Source organism: Variovorax soli NBRC 106424, from assembly GCF_001591385.1.
GTDB lineage: Bacteria > Pseudomonadota > Gammaproteobacteria > Burkholderiales > Burkholderiaceae_C > Variovorax > Variovorax soli.
In genome coordinates this window covers 1-21062 of sequence record NZ_BCUU01000092.1, presented here as the reverse complement: position 1 = coordinate 21062, position 21062 = coordinate 1, and the positions used below count along the sequence as shown (strand labels likewise).

General features: G+C 67.6%; 18 protein-coding genes and 1 tRNA gene. 11 read left to right on the top strand and 8 right to left on the bottom strand.

Translation table 11 applies throughout. The features are described 5' to 3' along the window. Positions 1 to 266: 266 nt before the first annotated feature. The gene (locus tag VSO01S_RS21150) at positions 267 to 728 is read right to left on the bottom strand and encodes a Rid family detoxifying hydrolase (protein WP_068644779.1); all 462 of its coding nucleotides are present in this window, start codon (positions 726 to 728) and stop codon (positions 267 to 269) included. 330 nt (positions 729 to 1058) lie between these two features. On the opposite strand from VSO01S_RS21150, the gene VSO01S_RS21145 reads away from it, so the two are divergent. After that, positions 1059 to 1514: a winged helix-turn-helix transcriptional regulator gene (locus VSO01S_RS21145; RefSeq protein ID WP_084242019.1), complete on the top strand. Its 456-nt coding sequence runs from the start codon at positions 1059 to 1061 to the stop codon at positions 1512 to 1514. Between the two features lie 39 nt (positions 1515 to 1553). Here the strand turns inward: VSO01S_RS21145 and VSO01S_RS21140 are convergent, their stop codons facing one another. Next, on the bottom strand, positions 1554 to 2816 hold the full coding sequence (locus tag VSO01S_RS21140) for an acyltransferase family protein (protein ID WP_153305355.1): 1263 nt from the start codon (positions 2814 to 2816) through the stop codon (positions 1554 to 1556). A 41-nt stretch (positions 2817 to 2857) separates the two neighbouring features. Here VSO01S_RS21140 and VSO01S_RS21135 point away from each other — a divergent pair, with 41 nt between their 5' ends. The 5 genes from VSO01S_RS21135 to VSO01S_RS21115 all read left to right on the top strand — a co-directional run bounded on the left by VSO01S_RS21135 (position 2858) and on the right by VSO01S_RS21115 (position 8238). Then, complete coding sequence (locus tag VSO01S_RS21135; RefSeq protein ID WP_245684280.1) at positions 2858 to 4957, top strand: acyltransferase family protein; 2100 nt, start codon at positions 2858 to 2860, stop codon at positions 4955 to 4957. A gap of 104 nt (positions 4958 to 5061) precedes the next feature. Beyond that, positions 5062 to 5135: transfer RNA gene (locus VSO01S_RS21130), tRNA-Gly, on the top strand. Between the two features lie 143 nt (positions 5136 to 5278). Beyond that, positions 5279 to 6376, top strand: a complete 1098-nt coding sequence (gene cax, locus VSO01S_RS21125; RefSeq protein WP_068644777.1) for a calcium/proton exchanger — start codon at positions 5279 to 5281, stop codon at positions 6374 to 6376. A gap of 391 nt (positions 6377 to 6767) precedes the next feature. After that, positions 6768 to 7181, top strand: coding sequence for a GreA/GreB family elongation factor (locus VSO01S_RS21120; RefSeq protein WP_068644776.1), 414 nt, complete (start codon positions 6768 to 6770; stop codon positions 7179 to 7181). A 37-nt stretch (positions 7182 to 7218) separates the two neighbouring features. Then, positions 7219 to 8238, top strand: coding sequence for a L,D-transpeptidase family protein (locus VSO01S_RS21115; RefSeq protein ID WP_068644775.1), 1020 nt, complete (start codon positions 7219 to 7221; stop codon positions 8236 to 8238). Positions 8239 to 8254: 16 nt separating this feature from the next. On the opposite strand, the gene VSO01S_RS21110 is transcribed toward VSO01S_RS21115, so the two are convergent. From VSO01S_RS21110 to asd, 4 genes are all read right to left on the bottom strand, one after another. After that, positions 8255 to 10072: a hypothetical protein gene (locus VSO01S_RS21110; protein WP_068644774.1), complete on the bottom strand. Its 1818-nt coding sequence runs from the start codon at positions 10070 to 10072 to the stop codon at positions 8255 to 8257. A gap of 261 nt (positions 10073 to 10333) precedes the next feature. Continuing rightward, positions 10334 to 12103, bottom strand: a complete 1770-nt coding sequence (locus VSO01S_RS21105) for a carboxylesterase/lipase family protein (protein WP_068644773.1) — start codon at positions 12101 to 12103, stop codon at positions 10334 to 10336. A gap of 156 nt (positions 12104 to 12259) precedes the next feature. Further along, complete coding sequence (locus VSO01S_RS21100; protein WP_153305354.1) at positions 12260 to 13162, bottom strand: PAS domain S-box protein; 903 nt, start codon at positions 13160 to 13162, stop codon at positions 12260 to 12262. A 61-nt stretch (positions 13163 to 13223) separates the two neighbouring features. Next, positions 13224 to 14108 carry an archaetidylserine decarboxylase gene (asd, locus tag VSO01S_RS21095; RefSeq protein WP_084242016.1) on the bottom strand — a complete coding sequence of 295 codons (885 nt, stop codon included), beginning with the start codon at positions 14106 to 14108 and terminating at the stop codon, positions 13224 to 13226. 58 nt (positions 14109 to 14166) lie between these two features. Between asd and VSO01S_RS21090 the strand changes: the two genes are divergently transcribed. Then, complete coding sequence (locus VSO01S_RS21090; RefSeq protein WP_068644770.1) at positions 14167 to 15828, top strand: aminotransferase class III-fold pyridoxal phosphate-dependent enzyme; 1662 nt, start codon at positions 14167 to 14169, stop codon at positions 15826 to 15828. A 9-nt stretch (positions 15829 to 15837) separates the two neighbouring features. On the opposite strand, the gene VSO01S_RS21085 is transcribed toward VSO01S_RS21090, so the two are convergent. Next, complete coding sequence (locus VSO01S_RS21085) at positions 15838 to 16461, bottom strand: hypothetical protein (protein ID WP_068644769.1); 624 nt, start codon at positions 16459 to 16461, stop codon at positions 15838 to 15840. A gap of 154 nt (positions 16462 to 16615) precedes the next feature. On the opposite strand from VSO01S_RS21085, the gene VSO01S_RS21080 reads away from it, so the two are divergent. The 3 genes from VSO01S_RS21080 to VSO01S_RS21070 all read left to right on the top strand — a co-directional run bounded on the left by VSO01S_RS21080 (position 16616) and on the right by VSO01S_RS21070 (position 18516). Next, positions 16616 to 17857: a glycosyltransferase family 4 protein gene (locus tag VSO01S_RS21080; RefSeq protein ID WP_068644768.1), complete on the top strand. Its 1242-nt coding sequence runs from the start codon at positions 16616 to 16618 to the stop codon at positions 17855 to 17857. A gap of 71 nt (positions 17858 to 17928) precedes the next feature. After that, positions 17929 to 18213, top strand: coding sequence for a YlcI/YnfO family protein (locus VSO01S_RS21075; protein WP_068644781.1), 285 nt, complete (start codon positions 17929 to 17931; stop codon positions 18211 to 18213). 9 nt (positions 18214 to 18222) lie between these two features. Next, positions 18223 to 18516, top strand: coding sequence for a type II toxin-antitoxin system RelE/ParE family toxin (locus tag VSO01S_RS21070; RefSeq protein ID WP_068644767.1), 294 nt, complete (start codon positions 18223 to 18225; stop codon positions 18514 to 18516). On the opposite strand, the gene VSO01S_RS21065 is transcribed toward VSO01S_RS21070, so the two are convergent. Continuing rightward, positions 18513 to 19235 carry a Crp/Fnr family transcriptional regulator gene (locus tag VSO01S_RS21065; protein WP_245684279.1) on the bottom strand — a complete coding sequence of 241 codons (723 nt, stop codon included), beginning with the start codon at positions 19233 to 19235 and terminating at the stop codon, positions 18513 to 18515. The two genes, VSO01S_RS21070 and VSO01S_RS21065, sit on opposite strands and share 4 nt — an antisense overlap. A 125-nt stretch (positions 19236 to 19360) precedes the next feature. Here VSO01S_RS21065 and VSO01S_RS21060 point away from each other — a divergent pair. After that, positions 19361 to 21062 (top strand): acetate--CoA ligase family protein (locus VSO01S_RS21060; protein ID WP_068644766.1); only part of this gene is annotated, 1702 nt, incomplete at its 3' end.

Genomic DNA, 21062 nt, shown 5'->3' with positions numbered 1-21062 from the left:
TCGCCGCCGCAGGCCGCCAGCGGGCCGAGCGCGGCCAGGCCTGCGCCCGCGCCGAGCATGCGCAGGAATTCGCGCCGCTTGGACGGCCATCGCGAAACGGCCGCCGGATCGGCATGAACAGGCTCAAGGCTCGTGTGGGCCGGCGAATCGGATGCGCTGTGAGTCATCGGTTGATCTCCTGGTTGGTCTTCAAGGGCGCAAGAACCCCCGCCGCGCCGCTGTGGCGCGTTCGAAAAAACGGAGGCGACGGAAAAAGGGAGGCGGACTTACCGGCGGCCGGCGATCACCGCGATCTCGATGCGAACATCGCGCGGCAATCGGGCGACTTCGACGGTCGCGCGCACGGGCGCATCGGTCTTGAAGTACTCGCCGTAGACCCGGTTCATCAACGGAAACTCGTTGAGGTCCTTCATGTACACCGTGCTCGACAGGACGTCGGCATAGCCCAGCCCTTGCGAGCGCAGCTTGGTGCCGATGTAGTCGAGCACGATGCGCGTCTGCTCTTCCGTGGTGGTGCCCATCACCGCGTCACCTTTGGCGTTGAGCGGAATCACGCCCGAGATGAACAACAGGTTGCCGTAGCCCACCATCTGCGAATACGGACCGATCGCCGGATAGACCTTGTCGGTGGACAAGACCTGCTTGCCGGTACCGGCAGCGCAGCCACCGAGCACGAGCGAGGCGGCCAGAAGAGGTGTGAGGCCCAGGGAGAACAGACGTCGTTTCATGGATTGTTCTTTGCTCCGTGAGGTGAGGTTTGCACGCTTCGTTCAAGCAAGCGGCGGGTTCGTGGACCGGGCCCGGACCGTCTTGCCGCGCGAAGAATAGGAGCCGGTTTTCGCAGGCACAAGAAGGCACACGGATGTCACCTGCCTTCGTGCGATGAGTGCATCTCGCCAAAGGAAAACCGAAGTACCAAAAGAGGCGCGATGCGCCCTCGTTCGCAACAAAGTCCTTACAAGCTTTCGCTAGGCACTTCGGAGATCGACGTCACACAATGCAATGAAGGGACATCAAAAAAACTTGCGCCATCGCCATTCGACTGAGAGGAGAGATCCATGTCATTCGACAGCAAGGGAGGCACCGAATGCGCCCCCGCTGCCGCGCCGGCCGAAGGGTCGGACCCGTGTCCATACTTCCCCATCATCCACGAGACCTTCGAGCGCGTAGGCAACAAATGGACCTTGAGCATCGTCTGTGCGCTCAAGCCGGGGCCGTTGCGCTTCAATGCGCTCAAGCGCCGCATCGAAGGCATCTCCCAGCGCATCCTCACCCTCACGTTGCGCGGCCTGGAGCGCGACGGGCTGGTGGTCCGCACCGTCGCATCCACCGTGCCCTTGCAGGTCGACTATGAACTCAGCGCGCTCGGCCGCTCGCTGATCGAATCGGCGCACGCGCTCGCGGTCTGGGGTGTGGCCAACAGGGCCGGCGTGCTGCAGGCGCGCGCACGTTTCGACGAGCTCGCACAGCCTGCGCCCGCGGCAGCGCGTGTCCATCGCAGCAGCGCGCGCTGAGCATCACCGGGAGCCGTTGACCGCAAGAAGGCGCAGGGATCACTTTCCGCCCGTGGTGTCGCCGGCAGCCTGCGGCGCCATCGCCATCGCGCGCTTGTGCTTGCGCCCATCCTTGATCTTCAGGAACGGCGTCTCGATCAGCCAATAGCTGAGCGTCGCGGCAGCGAAGGCCTGCACGATGTTGAACGGGTAGGCCCATGCCAGCAGCGAGTCCTTGACGAGGAAGAGCTGCTGCCACAGGTACAGGCTGTACGAGATGGTCCCGACGAAGATGAACGGCCGCAGCCTCAACAGCCGCGAGAGCCAGAGGTCCTTCATCGTGACGAGGCCGGCGAGGATCACGGCAATGCACACGCCGTTGAAGGTCGTTCCGTAGGTGGCGGACCAGGCATTGCCGAGCGCCGAGCCGAGCAGCGGATTCACGAACACCAGCGCGATGCAGCAGGCCGTGACAAGGGCCGCGCCATGGTGCCGTTCGAGAACATCCTGGATTCGAGGCAGGCCGAGCGCCGTGAGGCATCCGATGAGGATCGAGTCAACGCCGGTGTGCAGCATCATGCCCAGCTGGCCGCGCAGGCTCGGGGTCAGAAAATAGAAGGCCACCCTCACAAGCGGCATGAGCAGGATCAATCCGAGCAGCCATCCCTTGCCGCGTCCGCGCAGCAGGAAGATCAGGAGCGGCGGCCAGAACCAGTAGAACTGCTCCTCGAGCGCCAAGGTCCAGAAATGGCCCAGGTACCAGGCGCCGTCCGGATGCTGCACATGCGACTGCCCCAGGCCCAGGGCCTCCGAGTAGTTCCAGACATGCAGCGCCGCAAAGGCGAACTGCCGCCAGCCGATGTCGAGCACCTGACAGGCCGAAAGCAATACGAGCACGAGGATGTAGGCATAGAACGCCGGCCAGATGCGCAGGGTGCGGCGCAAATAGAACTGCGGCAGGTCGATGGCCGACCAGGCCTTCCATTCCGCGTGCAGCAGGTTCGTGATCAGGAAGCCGCTGAGCACGAAGAAGATCTGCACGCCCAGCCCTCCGTTGGAGAAATACCTGAGCGGATAGAGAACGCCGGTATATCCCCCCTCGAAGGTGCCTGCCGCGTGCGTCAGGACCACCATCATCACGGCCACGCAACGAAGCCCCGTCAATTCCGGTATGCGCGCGCTCATTGCACCTCTCGATCTCTGCCAACCCGTCGATCGCGGCAGCGGGTCGGTCGAATTGTTGTAGGCCGAAATTTTTACACAAATGCATACTTTTGTTGCAGCATTCGTGTCGTGACTCAATCGCCAGCGCTTCTCCTGCACGGACGTAGCGCGACGCCCCCATGACAGCGGAAAAGACAAGGATGCGCGAGCAAAAGCACGGCTACTACGCCCCCTACATCGACGGCCTTCGGGCCGTCGCGGTCTTGAGCGTCATGGCCTACCACCTGAATCCCGCTTGGCTGCCCGGCGGCTTCACCGGCGTCGATGTGTTCTTCGTGATCTCCGGCTTCGTGGTCAGCACCTCGGTGCACAAGCTGCCGCCGATGCGCATGGGCGCCTTCATGCTGATCTTCTATTCGCGCCGGGTCACGCGGATCGTCCCCGCGCTCACGGTCTGCCTGGTTGCGACGGCGGCCGTGTCCGCGCTGTTCATTCCCAACGCCTATCTGAGCGACACCAACCAGCGCACCGGTGTTCTTGCATTCTTCGGCCTGTCCAACGTGCTGCTGGCGCACCGCGGCCGCGACTATTTTTCTCCGCACGCCGAATACAACCCCTTCACCCACACCTGGTCGCTGGGTGTGGAAGAGCAGTTCTACCTGGTCTTTCCGCTGCTGTTCTTCGCGTGGATCCTGGGGCGGCGGCGCTTGTCCACCGGTCTGTTCTGGGGCGGGCTCGCGGCGTCGCTCGTGTGTGCGCTGTGGCTGGCCAAGGTCAATCAGCTCAGCGCGTTCTACCTGATCTGGAGTCGCTTCTGGGAGCTTGCCGCCGGTGTGCTGCTGTTTCAATGGATGGCGAACCGGGGGCATTCCTTCGACACCGACAGCCCGCCCAGCACGGCCGCGAACAGGTGGGCAGCGGTTTCGCTCGCCGTGCTGCTGGCCGGGCTGTGGACCGCCAATCCTGCGGCGGCGCCCCTGCCCGCGGCCATCCTGCCCGTGCTCGGAACGCTCGGCCTGCTGGGCTTCGTCCATGGGCGCCAGGGCGGTGCAGTCCAGCGCGTGCTGTCGCTTCCGGCAATCCGCTTCATCGGCCGGATTTCCTATTCGCTCTATCTCTGGCACTGGCCGGTCGTCGTGCTCGCGCGCTGGACGACCGGGCTCGAATCTCCCGCGGTTCAGCTGCTGGCCGTGGCGATGGCCTTCGCGCTCGCCACCCTTTCCTATTACTGGGTCGAGATGCCCACACGACGCATCGGGCCGCGCCTGGCGCGCCCGGTCACCATCGGCGCAGGGCTTTCACTTCTTGCAACCGGCCTCGCGGCCTCGGTGCTGGTCAATGCGGCCCAGCCCCGGCTATCGCTGAGCACCGTCGCACGCAACAGCGCCGACTGGTACGTGAACTGGAACGACGCCAATCGCGGTGCCACCGGCTGTCACGTGGAGATATCGAGTACCGGCTTTCTGGGCGGCCAGTTCACGCGCGTCACCCCTTCCGGATGCGGCGCGAAGGCAGCGGCAAACCAGCGGACGCTGTATGTCAGCGGCGACTCCCATTCAGGCTCCTACGCGACCATGCTCGGGAAGTTCGCGCGCGAGACGGACACGCGCATCGTGCACTTCACGCGCGGCGGCTGCGCCTTCATGAGCCTGGGATTGGAGGATGAACGGCAAGCCGATTGCGCGCGCTACAACGCCCAGGTCATCGACCACATCCTGCCCCAGATGACGCGCGGCGACGTGCTGTTCCTGCCTTCGCTGCGCCTGCCTCGATTCACACAGCTTGCACTCGACGCCGAGAAGGCCCGCATGCACGACGCCGTCTGGAATGCCACGGCCCGCACCGAACGCGCGTCCGCCGAGCAGGATGCCTCGGCCATCCTGCGCCGGATCACCGACCGGGGCGTGCAGGTGATCATCGAAGCGCCCAAGCCGCTCTACATGAGCAGCCCGTACCGATGCTCCGACTGGTTCAACCGCGACAGCCGCGGATGCCAGCGCGGCGAGTCGCTGCCGCGCGACTATCTGGAGAACCTGCGCCAGCCCGTCATGGCCACGCTGGCCCGCATGCATGCCGCGAACGAGGCCGTCGTCGTCTGGGACCCATTGCCTGCGCTGTGCCAGCGCGATACATGCAGTGCCAAGGTCGGCGGCCGGCCGCTGTTTTTCGATTCCGACCATCTCAGCGCCTACGGCAACGACATCCTTCTGCCCTATTTCATCGATTTCGTGGGCCGTCTCGCCCCGGTTCCCGAGAACGCAGTCGGCGTCGACGCGATGCACAAGTCGGCGTCGAAGTAGGCGTGGCATCTTCTGCACTTTTGCCTCGGCCCGCACGGTCCTGGGGGCCCATCCTGCCCAGGTGCTGAGCCCCGGCCCGGACAGCCGCTAGAATCCGCTTCGACGCGGGCGTAGTTCAATGGCAGAACGGCAGCTTCCCAAGCTTCATACGAGGGTTCGATTCCCTTCGCCCGCTCCAAGTACTTTTCCTCCCCATCCAATCAGGTACGGCCCTTCCATGCGGCGGGGGCGCACTGCCTTGCTCGTCGTCCCTCGCGGTGCGAGACATTGCTGCGCAGACGAGATGTCGGGTACTGTTCGGGGCGAAAACCGGAGTGCGGCATGTTCAACTGGCTGTTGGTCTTCGTTCCCATCACCATTGCCATCGAGCATTTCTATCCGCATCAGCACTTGCTCGTGTTCCTGACGGCCGCCGTCGCCATCCTTCCGCTGGCCGGCTGGATGAGCCGCGCAACGGAACATCTGGCCGAGCAAACCGGAGAGGGCATCGGCGGCCTGCTCAACGCCACGTTCGGCAACGCGGCCGAACTGATCATCGCCTTTGCCGCACTGCGGGCGGGCCTGCACGATGTCGTCAAGGCCTCGATTGCGGGCTCGATCATCGGCAACATCCTGCTGGTGCTGGGCGCGTCCATGTTGGCCGGCGGTCTGCGTCATTCGCAGCAGACCTACAACGCCGCAGGCACGCGTTCGCAGGCCACGCTGCTGACACTGTCCGCCATCGCGCTGGTGCTCCCGGCCGCGTACAGCATCGCGGTGGGCAGGGGCATCGCGCAAGGGACGCCGGGGCTGTCCACCGGCCTGACGCACGACGTGGTGCTGCTGAGCGTGTCCATCGCCGTGGTGCTGCTCGTGGTCTACGGCCTGTTCCTGGTGTTCTCGTTGATCACGCACGCGTCGCTGTTCGCCGGCTCGACCGCGCATGCAGAAGCGGCCGACGCCCCGCCGCCGTGGCCGATGCAGAAATCGCTGCTCATCCTGGCGGCGTCCACGGCCGCCATCGCATGGGTGAGCGAGATACTCGTCGGCGCGATCGAGCCCACCGCGCATGAATTCGGCTTGAGCAGTGTCTTCGTCGGCGTTTTTGTGGTGGCCATTCTCGGCAACGCCGCCGAGCACGCCAGCGCCATCACGGCGGCGATGAAGAATCACATGGACTTGTCGCTTGCCATTGCCATCGGATCGAGCGTGCAGGTCGCACTGTTCGTCGCTCCTGTGCTGGTGCTCGCCAGCCTGTGGGTGGGACCGGCGCCGATGGACCTGGTGTTTCCAGGCGGCCTGGTCGCGGCGGTGCTGCTGTCGGTTCTGATCACCGGCCAGGTCGCCGGCGATGGCCGCTCCGACTGGCTGCGCGGCGTGCTGCTGCTCTCGGTGTATCTCATCTTCGGGCTGGCGTTCTTTTTCGTGCCCGGGCATTGAGGCGCTGCCGCGGCGGTGGTCGTTCTCAGGCTCCTTCTCGGGGCAAACAAATCTGAGACAATCCAGCCGAACCCCGGGCCGCCCTTCGCGGCCCGTTGTCCTTTCTTCTTCATGATCCACCTGGTTTTCCGAATCGACCGCACCGCTGCAAGTGCTGCCACCACCACCGTGGCGGCCGGCCTGCGCGCGCGCGTCGCGCTTCGAAACCGAGCCATGGCGCCCATGCGCCAGCCTGCCGCACTCTCCTGCGCCCGGCGATCCTCACCCTGACCTTTCTTCTTCGCGCAAACCATCGATCGCCGGGCCACCACCACCCGCGCGTTCGCGGCCGCCGCCTGCCCAAAGACCTTGTCGTGCAGCACGCCGCCCTTGAATTCGATTGGAATGCGTCATGCAAGCAACCGCAGCAACCCCCATTCACGGCGAGCGCACGCTCACCGAACTCGACCACGTCCGGCTGACCAAGCTGCAGGGCCGCCAGCCGCTGGCCGCACTCGACGAACTGCTGGACGCCACCGATGTGGTCAGTCCGCAGGAAGTCGCGGCCGACGTGGTCACGATGCGAAGCCGGCTGGTGATCGCCGATGCGCAGACCGGCCAGCGCCAGACGATCACCCTTTGCTATCCGGCCGACGCCGATGCCGCCGCGGGGCAGGTGTCGGTGCTCTCGCCGGTGGGGCTGGCGCTCATCGGCACTCGTGTCGGCTCCATGGCGCGCTGGCGCACGCCGGGCGGCGAGGAAGGCGCGGCGCAGGTGCTGGAGATCGTCTACCAGCCCGAGGCCAGCGGCGACTACACCGCTTAAAGTGCGGTCGAACCCACTCACGGAGCAACGCGCCTTGATGAACCCCATCCTTCTGCCCGCCGTTGCCGCGGTGCTGATCCTGGCCCCTGGCAGCCTGTGGCAGCTGGCGGCCGCCCAGGGCGCCCGTGCCAGTTCGCAAGTCGAGCTGGCGCAAAAGGCCGACTCGCTGAAGCCGGGCGAATGGGTCTGGGCGCCGGAGGTTTCGCGCAGCGGGCCGGTGACCATCTACGTGGACCTGAGCCGCCAGGTGGCCACCATCTACCGCAATGGCGTGCGCATCGGCGTGAGCACCGTGTCCACCGGCAAGCCCGGGCACGAAACGCCCACCGGCGTATTCCAGATCCTGCAGAAAGACGCCAGGCACCGCTCCAGCAAGTACAACGCCGCGCCCATGCCCTACCAGGAGCGTTTGACCTGGGACGGCGTGGCGCTGCACGCGGGCGGGCTGCCGGGCTATCCGGAAAGCCACGGCTGCATCCACCTGCCCTACGAGTTCGCGCGCCTGCTCTTTGCCACCACGCAGATGCACGGCACGGTGGTGGTGGCGGGACGCGCCGGCAGCACGGTACGGATGACGCCAGCCGCAGGCGTGCTGGCACCGATGGACGGCAAGGGTGCCGACAGCGTGCGCATGCCGCTGGCCGAAGGCGAAGACTGGCGCTGGACGCCCGAGCTCTCGCCTGAAGGGCCGATGTCGGTGGTGCTGTCCAAGTCCGACCAGCGCGCCATCGTGCTGCGCGGCGGCGTCGAGATCGGCCGCGCGCGCGTGAGCCTGCCCGACCAGGACTTCGCCACGCATGCCCTCACGCTCACGCGCGACGCGCAGGGCCGTGCGCAATGGATCTTCACCGCGGTGCCGGGCCATGCCGGCGAGGCCGGCCACGCGCTCGACGCCGCGGTGATCGAGCGGGTGCGCATGCCCAGGCCTTTCCACGACGCGGTGCTGGCCGCCATGAAGCCGGGCGATACGCTGCTGGTCACCCAGGCACCCATCCATACGGGCAGCAGCGGCACGAAGCTGGCGGTGCTCAGCGATGCGATGCCGGTGGAGCGCTGAAGGCGAAAGGCAACGATCAGTTGCGCTGCACGCTCGGCGCGTAGATATACCGCTGGCTGCCCGCGCTGGCCGGCTGTGCGTTGATCGACACGGTCAGGCCGGCACCCGGGACGGTGACCTGCAGGACTTCCGCGAAGGGCGTGCCGTCCGGGTTGGTTCCGGCGTCGCGGTGGCGTACGCCGGCCATCGGATCGTTGTAGTGCACCGTGTCGATGCGCCCGTCGCTGGCGCGCTCGCGGGTGACGGTATTGCCATTCACGCCGGTCACCTTGTTCGAGTCGGCAACAGGTGCCGACGTGACGTTCTGGGTGTTCGGCCCGAGCTCGCGCCAAAGCTGCGCATCGAAGTACTTCGACACCGTATCGACGGCCGGCACCGCCAGCGTCTGGTGCTTGGTCAGGATGAAGTGCGTCTCCTCCACTTCCACGCCGCTGGCGTTGCGCAGCCCTGCCGGATTGGTGGTGCCGAACACGTTGACCGCACCGCTGGGTGCGCGATAGGCATACATGTTGGCCACCGGGCCGCTGACGCCGTCCTCGACGCCGATCACGTCGAAGCCGCCGTCGCTGCGGGCCGCCACGCTGATGTTGGCCTCGGGGTCCGCGACGCAGGTGCCGGGGGCATTGCGGTAGTCGATGTCGCAGATGTCGATCTTGTCGTCCGACTTGAAGGTCATCTGCTCCATCCAGTGGATGAAGCCGTCGTAGGGGGTGTAGCCGCTTTGCAGCATCGACCAGGTACCCGCCAGTGCGGACTTGACATGCGACTGCACCGGGAACATGTAGCCCACGCTGGTGCGGCCGGTCGTCTGGTTCTGCGAGCGGTAGAGCGCAAGGCCGGCGCTGCCCACCGCGAAGTCGAAGTGCACCTGCTCCGCGCCGGTGGGTGTCTCTTGCGTGCCGTCGGCGGTGAACTCGCAGGGCTTGGCCGGATCGGCCGTGATGGCCAGCGACACCGAACCGTCCGCTGATTTGTACGTGCCGGCACCGAAGTCGATGTCGCGCACCGTCGTGCGGCCATAGTGGTCGATGGTGCGGTACTTGCCGCTCGCGGCGATCGGGCAGCCGGCCAGCGGACCCTTCTGGACCGATTCCATGGCATCGCCCAAGCCGGTCGAGCTGCCGCTGCCCGACGAGTTGGCAATCTGGTTCACCACCTGCGGCAGTGCTTCGATGCTGATCTTGGTGCCCAGGGAGTCGAGCAGCTTGTCGTAGTCGTTGCCGCCGTCGGGTGCGCCGCTCGTAGCGGCAACCAGCTGTGCCTTGAATGGGTCAATGGTGCCCAGGTCGATGCCGGTCGCTTCCTTGATCGCGGTCAGCACCGCATTGGTGGCCGTCACGAGCTGCTCGCTGCTCACGGCGGTGCCGTTGCCGAAAGCCGCGAACAGGTCCGAGGGCAGGCCGGCGCTGAGCTGGGCCACGATCATTTCGGTGAGCGGCGTGACGTTGGCGGCGGCGCTGGTGGTGCCGCTGGCGGAATCGGTGGTGCCGGCCTCGGCCAGCGAGTGCAGCGTGACGGCCACGCCGCCCTGCTCGCCGGTCACTTGGATCACGCAGGGCAGCGCACCGCCGGTAAGGCTGAGCGAATACTTGCCGCTGGCATCCGTGGTGGCCGTGCCGGTGGCATTGGCGCACTTCACAGCCACGCTGGCATTGGCCAGCGCCGCGCCCGTGGCCGCCGTGCCCGACAGCTTCACGCTGGGCTGAGAACTGGCCGGCGCCGTGCCGCCGGTGTTGCTGCTGCCGCTGCTGCTGCCGCCGCCTCCGCAAGCTGCCACGAGCAACAGGGCCGCACAGGCGGTTGCCGACTTGGCCAGCACTTCGATTCGCTTCATCTCTGGGGTTCCTCTTTCGTCTGATTTGGTGGTTGGAGCCGTCCGCCCTCTCGCAGACGGTGCAACGGTTCGTGTCATGAAACAGTCAGACACAATTACCGACGCGGAGCGGAGTCTCCGGGAGCCCCGGCCCGCGTCGAATCCCCCAAATGGATGAAAGCGTCGTGGCGCAGCAACCCCGCCTCGACGGATGTCGCAATCGCGTGAAAAAGCGCACAGCGCCCATGCGCTGGCGCTGTGCTCAGGCGATGCCCACGCCGCCTAGTGCGGGCCGCCGCGCAGCGGGTCGACGTTTTCCGGCAGCGCGTTGAAGTCGATCACCTTCCACAGGTAGTCCTTCTGCTGCGGCGACAGCAGCGCATAGCGCGGCCAGAAGAAGAAGTTGTCGGCGGACGACATGTACGAGGTGTTGTCGAACACCATGCGCTTGACGCAGCAGGTGAAATTGGTCCAGTCGGGCCAGGGCGTCTGCCCGTCGAACAGCTGCGAGGGTGCGCCGGTGCGGGCAAAGGTCGCGAAGTGCCTGATGAAGCGGTTCGACAGCGCCTGCCGGCTGGCCGCGTTGTTCGCGTCCCAGGCAAAGTGCATGAAGTTGGGCTCGCTCGTCACGAAGTTGCCGAACAGCGAGGCGATGTCGATGCCGTGGAAGGCGGAGAAGGTGTCCTTCCAGGGCTGCGGCGTGTCGTTCCAGTTGTAGTTGTAGCGGTAGATGCTGCCCTGCTGCAGCCGCAGCAGGCGCACGACGTTGTCGATCACGTTGTCCAGCGCGTAGCTGATGGCCTCGTGCGTCTGCGTGTAGATGGGCTGAAACTCCGGCTTGATCAGGTCGTTGTAGCTCACCGTGCCCGGGGCCGCGTCGTTGGCCAGCTGCCAGTACTCCTGGGCACTGGGCTTGCCCATGCCGAAGGAATAGGCGAAGTACGAACCCTCGTCGTGCGTCGAGCCGATCATCAGCGGCATCTTGTTGTAGTTGCCGGCCACCAGGCCCACCAGGCCGCTGGCGCGGATCACCGTGCCGTCGGTGAAGTGCCCCGGCACCACGGGATACGGCGTGAACTTCATGATCTGCGCCGCCGTGGCACCGCGCAGCACCGCCGCGATGTCGGCCTGGCTCATGGCCAGGCGCTGCGCGGCGGCCTGCGCGGTGGTCGACGCACGGCCGCTGTCGACCAGCAGGTTGTCGACCAGGCCATCGGCTGCCAGCTGGCCGACCACGGACGGGTAGCCGTTCGGAATGCCCGACATGCACAGCGCCCGCTGGAACTTGCCGGCCGCCAGCGGCGACTGCAGCAGGCCCCAGGTGTTGATGCAGCCGGCCGACTGGCCGCCCACGGTCACCAGGTTGGCATCGCCGCCGAAGGCACCGATGTTCGTGCGCACCCAGTCCAGGCCGCGCACCAGGTCCAGCGTGGCGAAGTTGCCCGAGTCGTCCCTGGCGTCGCCGGTGGCCAGGGCCGACGCCTTGAGCCAGCCCAGCATGCCCAGGCGGTACTGCACCGTGACCACCACCATGTTGGCCTTGGCCGCGAGGTACGCGCCGTTGTACAGCGGCTCCCGGGCCGAGCCCTTGAGGTTGCTGCCGCCATGTATCCAGAACAGCACCGGCAGCTTGTCGCTGCTGGAGTTGGGGCGCCAGACGTTGAGGTACAGGCAGTCCTCGCTGCCCACCGGCTGGTCGAAGGTGGCCGGGTCGGGCTCGCCGAAGAAGCTGCCGATCTGCGCGCACATCGAAGCAAAGCTGGTGGCCGCGCGCGAGCCGGCCCAGGGCACGGGCGGCTGCGGTGCACGCCAGCGCAACGCGCCCACGGGCGGCTGCGCAAAGGGCACGCCGAGGAAGGCATGGGTGTTGTTGGCGTCCAGCTTGCCGTAGATCTTGCCGGCGTCGAGCTGGCGGGTCAGCTGCTGGTCGTAGGCGGCCAGCGCCGGGTCAAGCCCCAGCAGGGTGGTGCCCACGAGAACGACGCTGACCAGCGCAAGGCGGCGCCAGCGCGCATGCAGCGCGCGAAGCGCATGCAGGAAATTGAGGCTCACGGCTGTCTCCTGTTGTGTTGTCGTCATGCGCGAACTCGACGGTTGCGCATGCGCATTCTTGGAAACATCCGGGTCCCGAGGCTCCTGATCAATCCCCGAGCGGCGCTCGGAATCGGCTGATTGACAGGCGCCCGGCAACCAGCTATCGGCGCCAGCTCATTGCACCAATCCCTGACGCACGGCGTAGAGCACCAGCTCGGCCGTGCTGCCCACCTCCAGCTTGCGCAGGATGTTGCTGCGATGCGTGCTGGCCGTCTTGACGCTGATGCCCATGCGCGCGCCGATCTCGGTGGGCGACAGGCCCTTGAGCAGCCACTGCAGCACCTCCTGCTCGCGCTCGCCCAGGCGCCGGTGCGCAGGCTGCGCCGTGGGGCCCGGCAGGGGCGCAGGCTCCGCCGGACGCAAGGCATCGGCGATCTGCCGGGCCGCGTCCACGGCCTGCTGCGTCATGCCCAGCAGGCGTTCGGTGAGCGACTGCAGCTCGCCCGCCGGCGCGCTGTGCAGCATGCGGGCCGCATCGGTGCGGATGCTGCTGAGCATGCCGCCCAGGCCCTGCTCCACCTCGCGCGCGAACGCATTGCGCTGCGCCTCCAGGGCCAGCGCCGTGTGGCTGCTCAGCGCCCGCACCTGGTCCAGGAGGTGGCGCAGCTGCGCCTCGTTGCGCAGGCGCTCGGTCACATCCACGCCCACGCCGATCACGGCCGGACGACCCTTGAAGTTCATGCGCGACCCGTGCACCTCCACCAGCACCACGTGGCCGTCTCGATGCTGGCCGCGGGTGATGAAGTGCATGCTGGGCGGATTGCCCTGCAGCCGCGCCTGCACGCGCGCGCGCACTTCGTCCAGAAAGTCCGGCGCCACCAGGCGTGCGAGCGGCATGCCCACCACCTCTTCCCGCGTGTACCCGGCAATCGCGGCCCAGGTGCTGTTGGCATGAACGAAGTGGTCGTCCTGGATCACATAGATGCCGGCGACCGACTGCTCGACGATGGCCTCGAAGGGAACATCGGTCCGGGCACCCTTGGCGCGGCCTGGCGGGACGGAGGAGCTTGCGTGCATGCGCCCATCGTAGAAAGGCCCGGGCGCCCAGTGCACCGGGGCTTGCACGCATGGCCGGAGCCTACGCGTCCGGCCGCGGCCCGGGCAGCCGCATCAGCGCCTGCCCCATGCGAATCCGCGTACCTGTCTCGATGCCATCGGCCAGGACGAAGCCCTTGGGCGCGAAGACGATGAGGGTCGAGCCGTGCTCGAACCAGCCCATCTCCTGTCCCTTGCGGTAGGGCACGCTCACCGCCACCCGGTCGGGGCCGCGGTAGCGCAGATGCAGCAGCACGTCCAGGCAATGCAGGCGCATGCTGGCCACCAGGATGGCTGCCACCGGCACGATGGCTACAGGCTCGCCCGATGCCAGCCGCGTGCGCAGCACCGCGCGCTCGTTGCGGCAGAACAGCCGCTCCACGCGCTTGAGGGCGATCGGGTTCACGTTCCAGGTGTCGCCCGAGAGGTAGCGCACCTCTTCCACCGTGCAGTCGTGCGGCGCATGGAATCGGTGGTACATGCTGCTGGTCAGCCGCAGGGTGACGAAGGTGCCGCCCCGAAAGGGCTCCACCGCCTGCGCGTCGCCGAACAGCTCGGCCGCCGAATACGGAAAGCCCTTGGCCTGGAACACCTCGATGCCGGCCACCGGGCCGCAGGCGCCGACGATGGCGTCGCACGGGCTGCTCATCACGGCCGGGTCGGGGTCGATGGGTCGCGCGCCGTCCTTGAGTTCGCGCGTGAAGCAGTCGTGCATGCTGGCAAAGCGCGTCTTCTTCGCTTCGCTGAGGTCCAGCTCGGTGAACAGGCGCCAGGTGCCGATGGAAAGCTCGCGCACCAGCGGGTTGCGGATCTTGCTGAACCAGCCCATGAAGCGGGTCAGCGCGACGCGCGGCACGCGGTTGGTGAGCAGGAAGTTGATGTCCTCCTGCTGCAGCAGGGCATCACGGATGTGTCGAAGCATTTTCATGAGGGCGTCAAGAAGGAGAGATAGACAGACAGGGTGTGCTCACGAGACCTATGAATTCATGACCCAGACCTTCCTCTTGTCTTCCGTCGCCGTGGCGGCCACCCTGGCCACCCTGCCCATGGCCTGGCGCCGGCTGGAACTCTCGCGCGCCAAGCACCCGTCGCTCACCGGCCATTCGCGCATGGCCAGGCGGGTGGCGGCGCAGCTGCCGGGCTATGCGTACGACGAAGCGCGCTTCTTCGATTCCGACGGTGCGCCGGCCGAAGTGCAGGCACGCCGGCGCGCCGGCTTCGAAGCCCTGTCGCAGCTGCTGCGCACGCGCCATGCGCGCTCCATCGCGGCCACGCGCGAGGCTCGCCCTGCCCTCTCGGACCTGCAGTTCACCAGCAGCTACCGCGTGCCCTTCCAGTACAGCCCGCATGTGCGCGAGCACCTGCCGGTGGGCGCCTTCCTGCAGGCCTCCAGCGGCGTGATGGTGGAAGACCTGGATGGCCAGAGGTTCTACGACCTCACCGGCTCGTACGGCGTGAACCTGCTGGGCGTGGACTTCTACAGGCAGTGCATCGCCGAAGGCAGCCGGCTGGCCGAACCGCTGGGCCCGGTGCTGGGCGCCTACCACCCGTGCGTGACCGAGAACGTGCAGCGGCTGCGCGCCATCTCGGGGCTGGACGAGGTGTCCTTCCACATGTCGGGCACCGAGGCCGTGATGCAGGCCGTGCGCCTGGCCCGCTACCACACGCGGCGCACGCACCTGGTGCGCTTTTGCGGCGCCTATCACGGCTGGTGGGAAGACGTGCAGCCCGGCGTGGGCAACCCGCTGCCGCCGCACGAGACCTACACCCTGCGCGAGATGGACGAGCGCACGCTGCAGGTGCTGCGCAAGCGCCGCGACATTGCCTGCGTACTGGTCAATCCGCTGCAGGCGCTGCACCCCAACGCGGGCGCGCCGGGCGACTCCGCGCTGGTGGACAGCAGCCGCCAGGCCGCCTTCGACCGCGCGGCCTACACCGCGTGGCTGCAGAAGCTGCGCCAGGTGTGCAGCGAGCGCGGCATCGTGCTGATCATGGACGAGATCTTCGTGGGCTTTCGGCTGGCGCCGCGCGGCGCGCAGGAATACTTCGGCGTGCAAGCCGACATGGTGACCTACGGCAAGACGCTGGGCGGCGGCCTGCCCGTCGGCGTGGTGTGCGGCCGCGCGGCGCTCATGAAGCGCTACCGCGAAGAGCGCCCGGCCGACATCTGCTTCGCGCGCGGCACCTTCAACGCGCACCCCTATGTGATGGGCGCGATGAACGCGTTCCTGCGGCGCATCGAGACGGCCGAGGTGAAGGCGCTCTACGACGGCCTGGACGAGCGCTGGAACGCGCGCGCCGCACGGCTCAACCAGACGATGGCGGACGCGGGCCTGCCGGTGCGCGTGGCCAACATCTCCTCGATCTGGACGGTGATGTACACCGCGCCCTCGCGCTACAACTGGCTGCTGCAGTACTACCTGCGCGCGCAGGGCCTGGCCCTGAGCTGGGTGGGCACGGGCCGCCTGATCTTCAGCCTGAACTACGGCGACGCCGAATTCGAGGCCGTGTGCGAGCGCTTCGTGGCGGCGGCCCGCACGATGCAGGCCGACGGCTGGTGGTGGCAGGGGCACGACGGGGCGCTGAGCAACAAGTCGATCAAGCGCGGCATCCTGCGCGAGATGGTCGCGCAACGCTGGAAGAAGTAGACGAGCGAATCAGGCGTGCCTGCGATCGGCCGCCTGAGCCCCATGCGTGGGGTCGATCAGCTCGCCGCGCAAGAGATGCAGCGGCGCACGGTAGTAGAGCTTGATGTCGTGAAAAGGGTCGGTGAGGATCTTGGTCATCCACACCAGGCCGGTCTTCACGTCCTGCAGCAGGAAGAGGTGAAAGGTGCGAAACAGCAGGCCCGCCGCGCCCAGGATCAGCCAGGCCAGGCCCACCTGCCGCACGTAGCCTTCGAAGCCGGTGGTGGGCGCCATCAGGCCGAACAGGGTGCGGTCCCACCACAGCACCACCGGCACCGCCGCCCACAGGCCCATCAGCACCACCTTGCGCTGCAGGTTGTAGCCCACCTTGATCTCTTCCTTGTATTCGTGCGTGGCCTGGTTCACATGGTCGTAGCCCTTGGGCTCGAAGAAGAAGTGGCCGGCCTGGCGGCTGGTCATCGACACGCACCAGCCCAGCAGCGCGGCCGCCACCGGGTCGATGAAGAGCAGCGCGTAGGCGATGACGAAGCTGAGCGCGCTCACCAGGTGCAGCGTCTGGTTGATGCGGCTGTGGTGGTAGTAGCGGTGGTCGTCCCAGCGTTGCTCGGCCAAGGTGCGGAAGAAGTCGTTCACGGGTTCTCCTGTGCTTTGAGGAAGAGGAATGGCGCCCGCGGCGCTCGGAGGTGGCGCGGCGCGTGACGGCATCGTGACGAGCGCGCGTGAATTCTTGGTGACGGTGTGCGCACCGTCATCTGCCTGTTGCAATCGGGGGCGAGCATTCGCGCTCATGAGCACCTTGCTGGCCCCGATCGTCGTCGACCACATGCCGCCGGCGCGGCGCTCGCTGCGCATCGCGGTGGTCACCGAAACCTACCCGCCCGAGGTCAACGGCGTGGCGCTCACGCTGCAGCGGGTGGTGGAGGGCCTGCGCGCGCTGCAGCACGACATCCAGCTGGTGCGCCCGCGCCAGACCGATGCCGACCTGGCCCGCCGCGCCAACGGCATTGACGAGGTGCTGATGCGCGGCGTGCCGATTCCGCGCTACCCCGAGATGAAGATGGGCATGCCGGCCAACAAGGCGCTCGGCCAGCTGTGGAGCCGCCAGCGCCCGGACCTGGTCTACATCGCCACCGAGGGGCCGTTGGGCTGGTCGGCGCTGCAGGTCGCGCACAAGCTCAGGCTGCCGGTGTGCTCGGACTTTCGCACCAACTTCCACGCCTACAGCAGGCACTACGGCATCGGCTGGCTGTACCGGCCCATCATGGGTTACCTGCGCAAGTTCCACAACCGCACCGCCTTCACCATGGTGCCCAGCGAAAGCCTGCGCCAGCAGCTGCGTGCCAACGGCTTCGAGCGGCTGGTGCTGGTGACGCGCGGCGTGGACACCGACCTGTTCACCCCGGCCCGCCGCAGCGATGCGTTGCGCCGCGAATGGGGTGCCGGCCCGCAGACGCCGGTGGCGCTGTTCGTGGGCCGCCTGGCCGCGGAGAAGAACCTGGGCGCGCTGGCCCATGCCTTCCAGGCGATGCGCGCGCAGCGGCCCGACGCGAAGCTGGTGGTGGTGGGCGACGGCCCCGCTGCGCAGCAGCTCGCGGCCAGCGTGCCCGACGCCGTCTTCGCCGGCACCCGGCGCGGCGAGGAGCTGGCAGCCCACTACGCGTCGGCGGACCTGTTCGTCTTCCCGAGCATGACCGAGACCTTCGGCAACGTCACGCTCGAAGCCATGGCCAGCGGCCTGGCGGTGCTGGCCTATGACCATGCCAGCGCGGGCCAGATGATCCGCAGCGGCGAGAACGGCCTGATCGCGAGGCTGGGCGACGAGGACGAATTCGTGCGCCTGGCGCGCCAGCTGGTCGCGGACGGCGAGCATGCGCGCCAGATGGGCCAGCGCGCGCGCCTGTGCGCCGGCGAGGCGGGCTGGGGGCGCATCGTGGCGCAGGTGGAAGAGGTGCTGCTGGCCACCATGGCCAGCGGTGCGGCCGCGCGTGAGGGCGATGCGCGTGCCCAGCCGATGGCTGGCGTGGCATAGCGGTCACAGGGCCTCGAAGGACCCATGCAGCACAAATGTGCTACATTGATCACCTATCCATGGAGGCGATCTTGCCCACCACCACCATTCGCATCGAAGAAGGCCTGAAGGCGCGCATTTCCGCTGCTGCCGAGCGAGCCGGCAAGTCATCGCATGCGTTCATCCTGGATGCCCTGTCCGAAACACTCGATCGCGTCGAGATGGACAACGCGTTTCACCAAATTGCAGACGAACGGTGGGCTGACATCCTGCGCACGGGCAAGGTCGTTGAATGGGCTGACGCGGAGACCTACCTGCAAGCACGCGCAGCAGGCCGGAAGGCGCGGAAACCAGCAGCCCGAAAACTCGTGCCCTGACGCAGGCAAATGACGCGCGTCAAACTCGCACCTCAGGTGCTGGACGATTTCGACCGCTTCATCGAACACCTGGAACAGCACGGTGCGAACGACATTTCGGATCGCATGGAGGAATTGCGCCAGGCCGTCCGTGTGCTTGCTCATAGTCCGCTGATTGGAAGACCCGTTCAGGGCGGAAAACGGGAGCTCGTCATCGGCAAGGGTGTGCGGGGTTACGTGGCGCTCTACCGGTACCTGGCAGACATCGAAACCGTCCTCGTACTGGCCATTCGCGCGCAGCGCGAGGACGGCTTCAAGCACTAGTCCGAACTGGCGATCTGCCGCAGTTGCTCTGTGTCGAGCACCGAGATGTGCCGGTACCGCAAGGCGATGACGCCGGCCTCGACGAAGGCACCGAGTTCCTTGTTGATGGTCTGGCGCGACAGCCCCAGCATCGCGGCCAGGTCGTGCTGCGACAGGCGCAGGCGCAGGCTCAGGTCGGCCTCGCGCTGGCGGCCGTAGTACTCCGTCAGGTTGAGCAGGGTCGCGGCAAGACGGCGGCGTACGCTGCCCAGCATCTGGCCCTGCAATGTCGCCACGCTCAGCCGTTGGCGCTTGAGCGCCAGGCGGGCCACGTCGCGCCAGAGGATGGGCTCGGCGTCCATGGCGGCCAGCATCGCGTCGCTGGGCAGGTGGATGATCACCGAGTCCTCGTGCGCGTGGTAGTCGTAGGGCAGCGGCACGTCCTGCAGCAGCCGCACCAGCGGCGCCACCTGGCCGGGGCCCAGCAGCGCGTTGACGTATTTGCGGCCGTGCGCGCTCATGCTGCTGACCTCCAGGCAGCCCGACACCACCGCGAGCACCTCGCGCCGGCCGCGGTCATGCGCCAGCACTTGCGTGCGGCGCCGGTAGCGCTCCAGCCGCGCGGATTTCAGCACCTGCTCCAGGCGCGCATGCGGCCAGTGCGAGAACGGTTCGATCCAGCGCAGCGCACGCGCCATCAAGGCGGCGTCTTCGCCGGAATCGTGGGAGCGCTTGGGCACGGGCATGGTGAGTGGTGCGACGGGTTTTCCCTAGGGAGACCTGCGTCACTCTGTCGGCTTTTTGACAGATTACGCAGGGGTCCATTTTTATCGTAGCGAGGTACTTCCACCAACCCGCACGCCTCATGACCTCCCCCGCCTTCCGGCCCGACACCTTGTCGGCACTTTTCGCGCCGCGCTCGATCGCGGTGGTCGGCGCCTCGTCCAGCGCACAGAAGATCGGCGGCATTCCGATCGACTACCAGCGCCGCTTCGGCTTCGACGGGGCGCTGTACGCCGTCAATCCCAAGGCCACGCAGGTGCAGGGCCTTCCGGCCTGGCCCAGCCTGCAGGCGATCGGCCAGCCGGTGGACCTGGCCATCTGCGCCGTGCCCGCCGCGCTGGTGGACGACACGCTGGACGACGCCATTGCCGCCGGCGTGAAGGGCGTGGTGCTTTTCTCGTCGGGCTTCGCCGAGGTCGGGCCCGAAGGCAGCGCCGCACAGGCGCGCCTGGCCCAGCGCGCCCGCGCCGCCGGGGTGCGCCTGATCGGCCCCAACTGCCTGGGGCTGATGAACCTGCGGCGCAACGTGTATGCCACCTTCTCGCCCGCGCCCGGCGTGGGCCGCGTGGCGGCGGGTCGCATCGGGCTGGTCAGCCAGTCGGGGGCCTTCGGCGCCTATGCCTATTCGATGGCGCGCGAGCGCGGCGTGGGCCTGTCGCTGTGGGTGACCACCGGCAACGAGGCCGACGTGCAGCTGGCCGATTGCCTGGCCTGGCTCGCGCAGGACCCGGACACCGATGTGATCATGGCCTACATGGAAGGCTGCCGCGACGGCCAGCGCCTGCGCGAGGCGCTGGCACTGGCCCAGGCCTGCGGCAAGCCGGTCGTCATGGTCAAGGTCGGCAGCACCGCGCTGGGTGCGCAGGCCGCGGCCTCGCACACGGCCGCGCTGGCCGGCGACGATGCGGTCTACGACGCGGTGTTCCGCCGCTACGGCGTGCTGCGCGCGCACAGCCTCACCGAGTTCTTCGACCTCGCGCACAGCGCCGCGGTGGCAGGCCGCCCGCGCGATCGTTCCATCGGCCTGTTCACGCTGTCCGGCGGTGTGGGCGCGCTGATGGCCGACGACGCCGCGCAGCAGGGTCTGGACGTGCCGCCGCTGAGCGACGCGGCCCAGGCGCAGCTGCGCGAGTGGGTCCCTTTCGCGGCGCCGCGCAATCCGGTGGACATCACCGGCCAGGTCACCAACGACATGACGCTGCTGGAGCGCAGCGCGCGCCTGATGCTGGAGGACCGCGGCTTCGCCTCGTGGATGGGCTTCCTGGCCGCCGCCGGCGCGTCGGACGCCTTCTGGCCCGTGCTGCGCGAACTGGTCGCGTCGCTGCGTGCCGCCTACCCCGACACCGTGCTGGCCATCAGCACCCTGCTCGCACCCGAGCGCCGCGCCGAGGTGGAAGCGATGGGCTGCCTCGTCTTCGCCGACCCGTCGGACGGCATCCGCACCCTCGCGGCATTGGCCGGATCGCATCGACCGGCCGACGCAAAGGCGGCGGCAAGCCCCGCGCCGCACGGCGATCCCATCCGCCTGCCCGAAGGCGGGTTGAACGAGCCGCAGGCCCTGGCCATGCTGGCACGCGCCGGCGTGCCGGTGGTGCCGCACCGCGTGGCCAGCGATGCCGATGCCGCTGCCGACGCGGCCGAGACCCTCGGTGGCCCGGTGGTGGTGAAGGTCGTCAGCCGCGACATCCCGCACAAGTCCGACGTGGGCGGCGTGGCGCTCTCGGTGCAAGGCGCAGCGGCGGCGCGCGCGGCCTTCGAGCGCACGCTGGGCAGCGCCCGCGCCG

Excerpts from the sequence above, each read along its gene's own strand:
- VSO01S_RS21080 (WP_068644768.1), top strand. The coding sequence starts at position 16,616 with ATGAGCACCTTGCTGGCCCCGATCGTCGTCGACCACATGCCGCCGGCG.
- VSO01S_RS21120 (WP_068644776.1), top strand. The coding sequence starts at position 6,768 with ATGCAAGCAACCGCAGCAACCCCCATTCACGGCGAGCGCACGCTCACC.
- asd (WP_084242016.1), bottom strand. The coding sequence starts at position 14,108 with ATGAAAATGCTTCGACACATCCGTGATGCCCTGCTGCAGCAGGAGGAC.
- VSO01S_RS21150 (WP_068644779.1), bottom strand. The coding sequence starts at position 728 with ATGAAACGACGTCTGTTCTCCCTGGGCCTCACACCTCTTCTGGCCGCC.
- VSO01S_RS21110 (WP_068644774.1), bottom strand. The coding sequence starts at position 10,072 with ATGAAGCGAATCGAAGTGCTGGCCAAGTCGGCAACCGCCTGTGCGGCC.
- VSO01S_RS21090 (WP_068644770.1), top strand. The coding sequence starts at position 14,167 with ATGACCCAGACCTTCCTCTTGTCTTCCGTCGCCGTGGCGGCCACCCTG.
- VSO01S_RS21145 (WP_084242019.1), top strand. The coding sequence starts at position 1,059 with ATGTCATTCGACAGCAAGGGAGGCACCGAATGCGCCCCCGCTGCCGCG.
- VSO01S_RS21070 (WP_068644767.1), top strand. The coding sequence starts at position 18,223 with ATGACGCGCGTCAAACTCGCACCTCAGGTGCTGGACGATTTCGACCGC.
- cax (WP_068644777.1), top strand. The coding sequence starts at position 5,279 with ATGTTCAACTGGCTGTTGGTCTTCGTTCCCATCACCATTGCCATCGAG.
- VSO01S_RS21100 (WP_153305354.1), bottom strand. The coding sequence starts at position 13,162 with ATGCACGCAAGCTCCTCCGTCCCGCCAGGCCGCGCCAAGGGTGCCCGG.
- VSO01S_RS21135 (WP_245684280.1), top strand. The coding sequence starts at position 2,858 with ATGCGCGAGCAAAAGCACGGCTACTACGCCCCCTACATCGACGGCCTT.
- VSO01S_RS21115 (WP_068644775.1), top strand. The coding sequence starts at position 7,219 with ATGAACCCCATCCTTCTGCCCGCCGTTGCCGCGGTGCTGATCCTGGCC.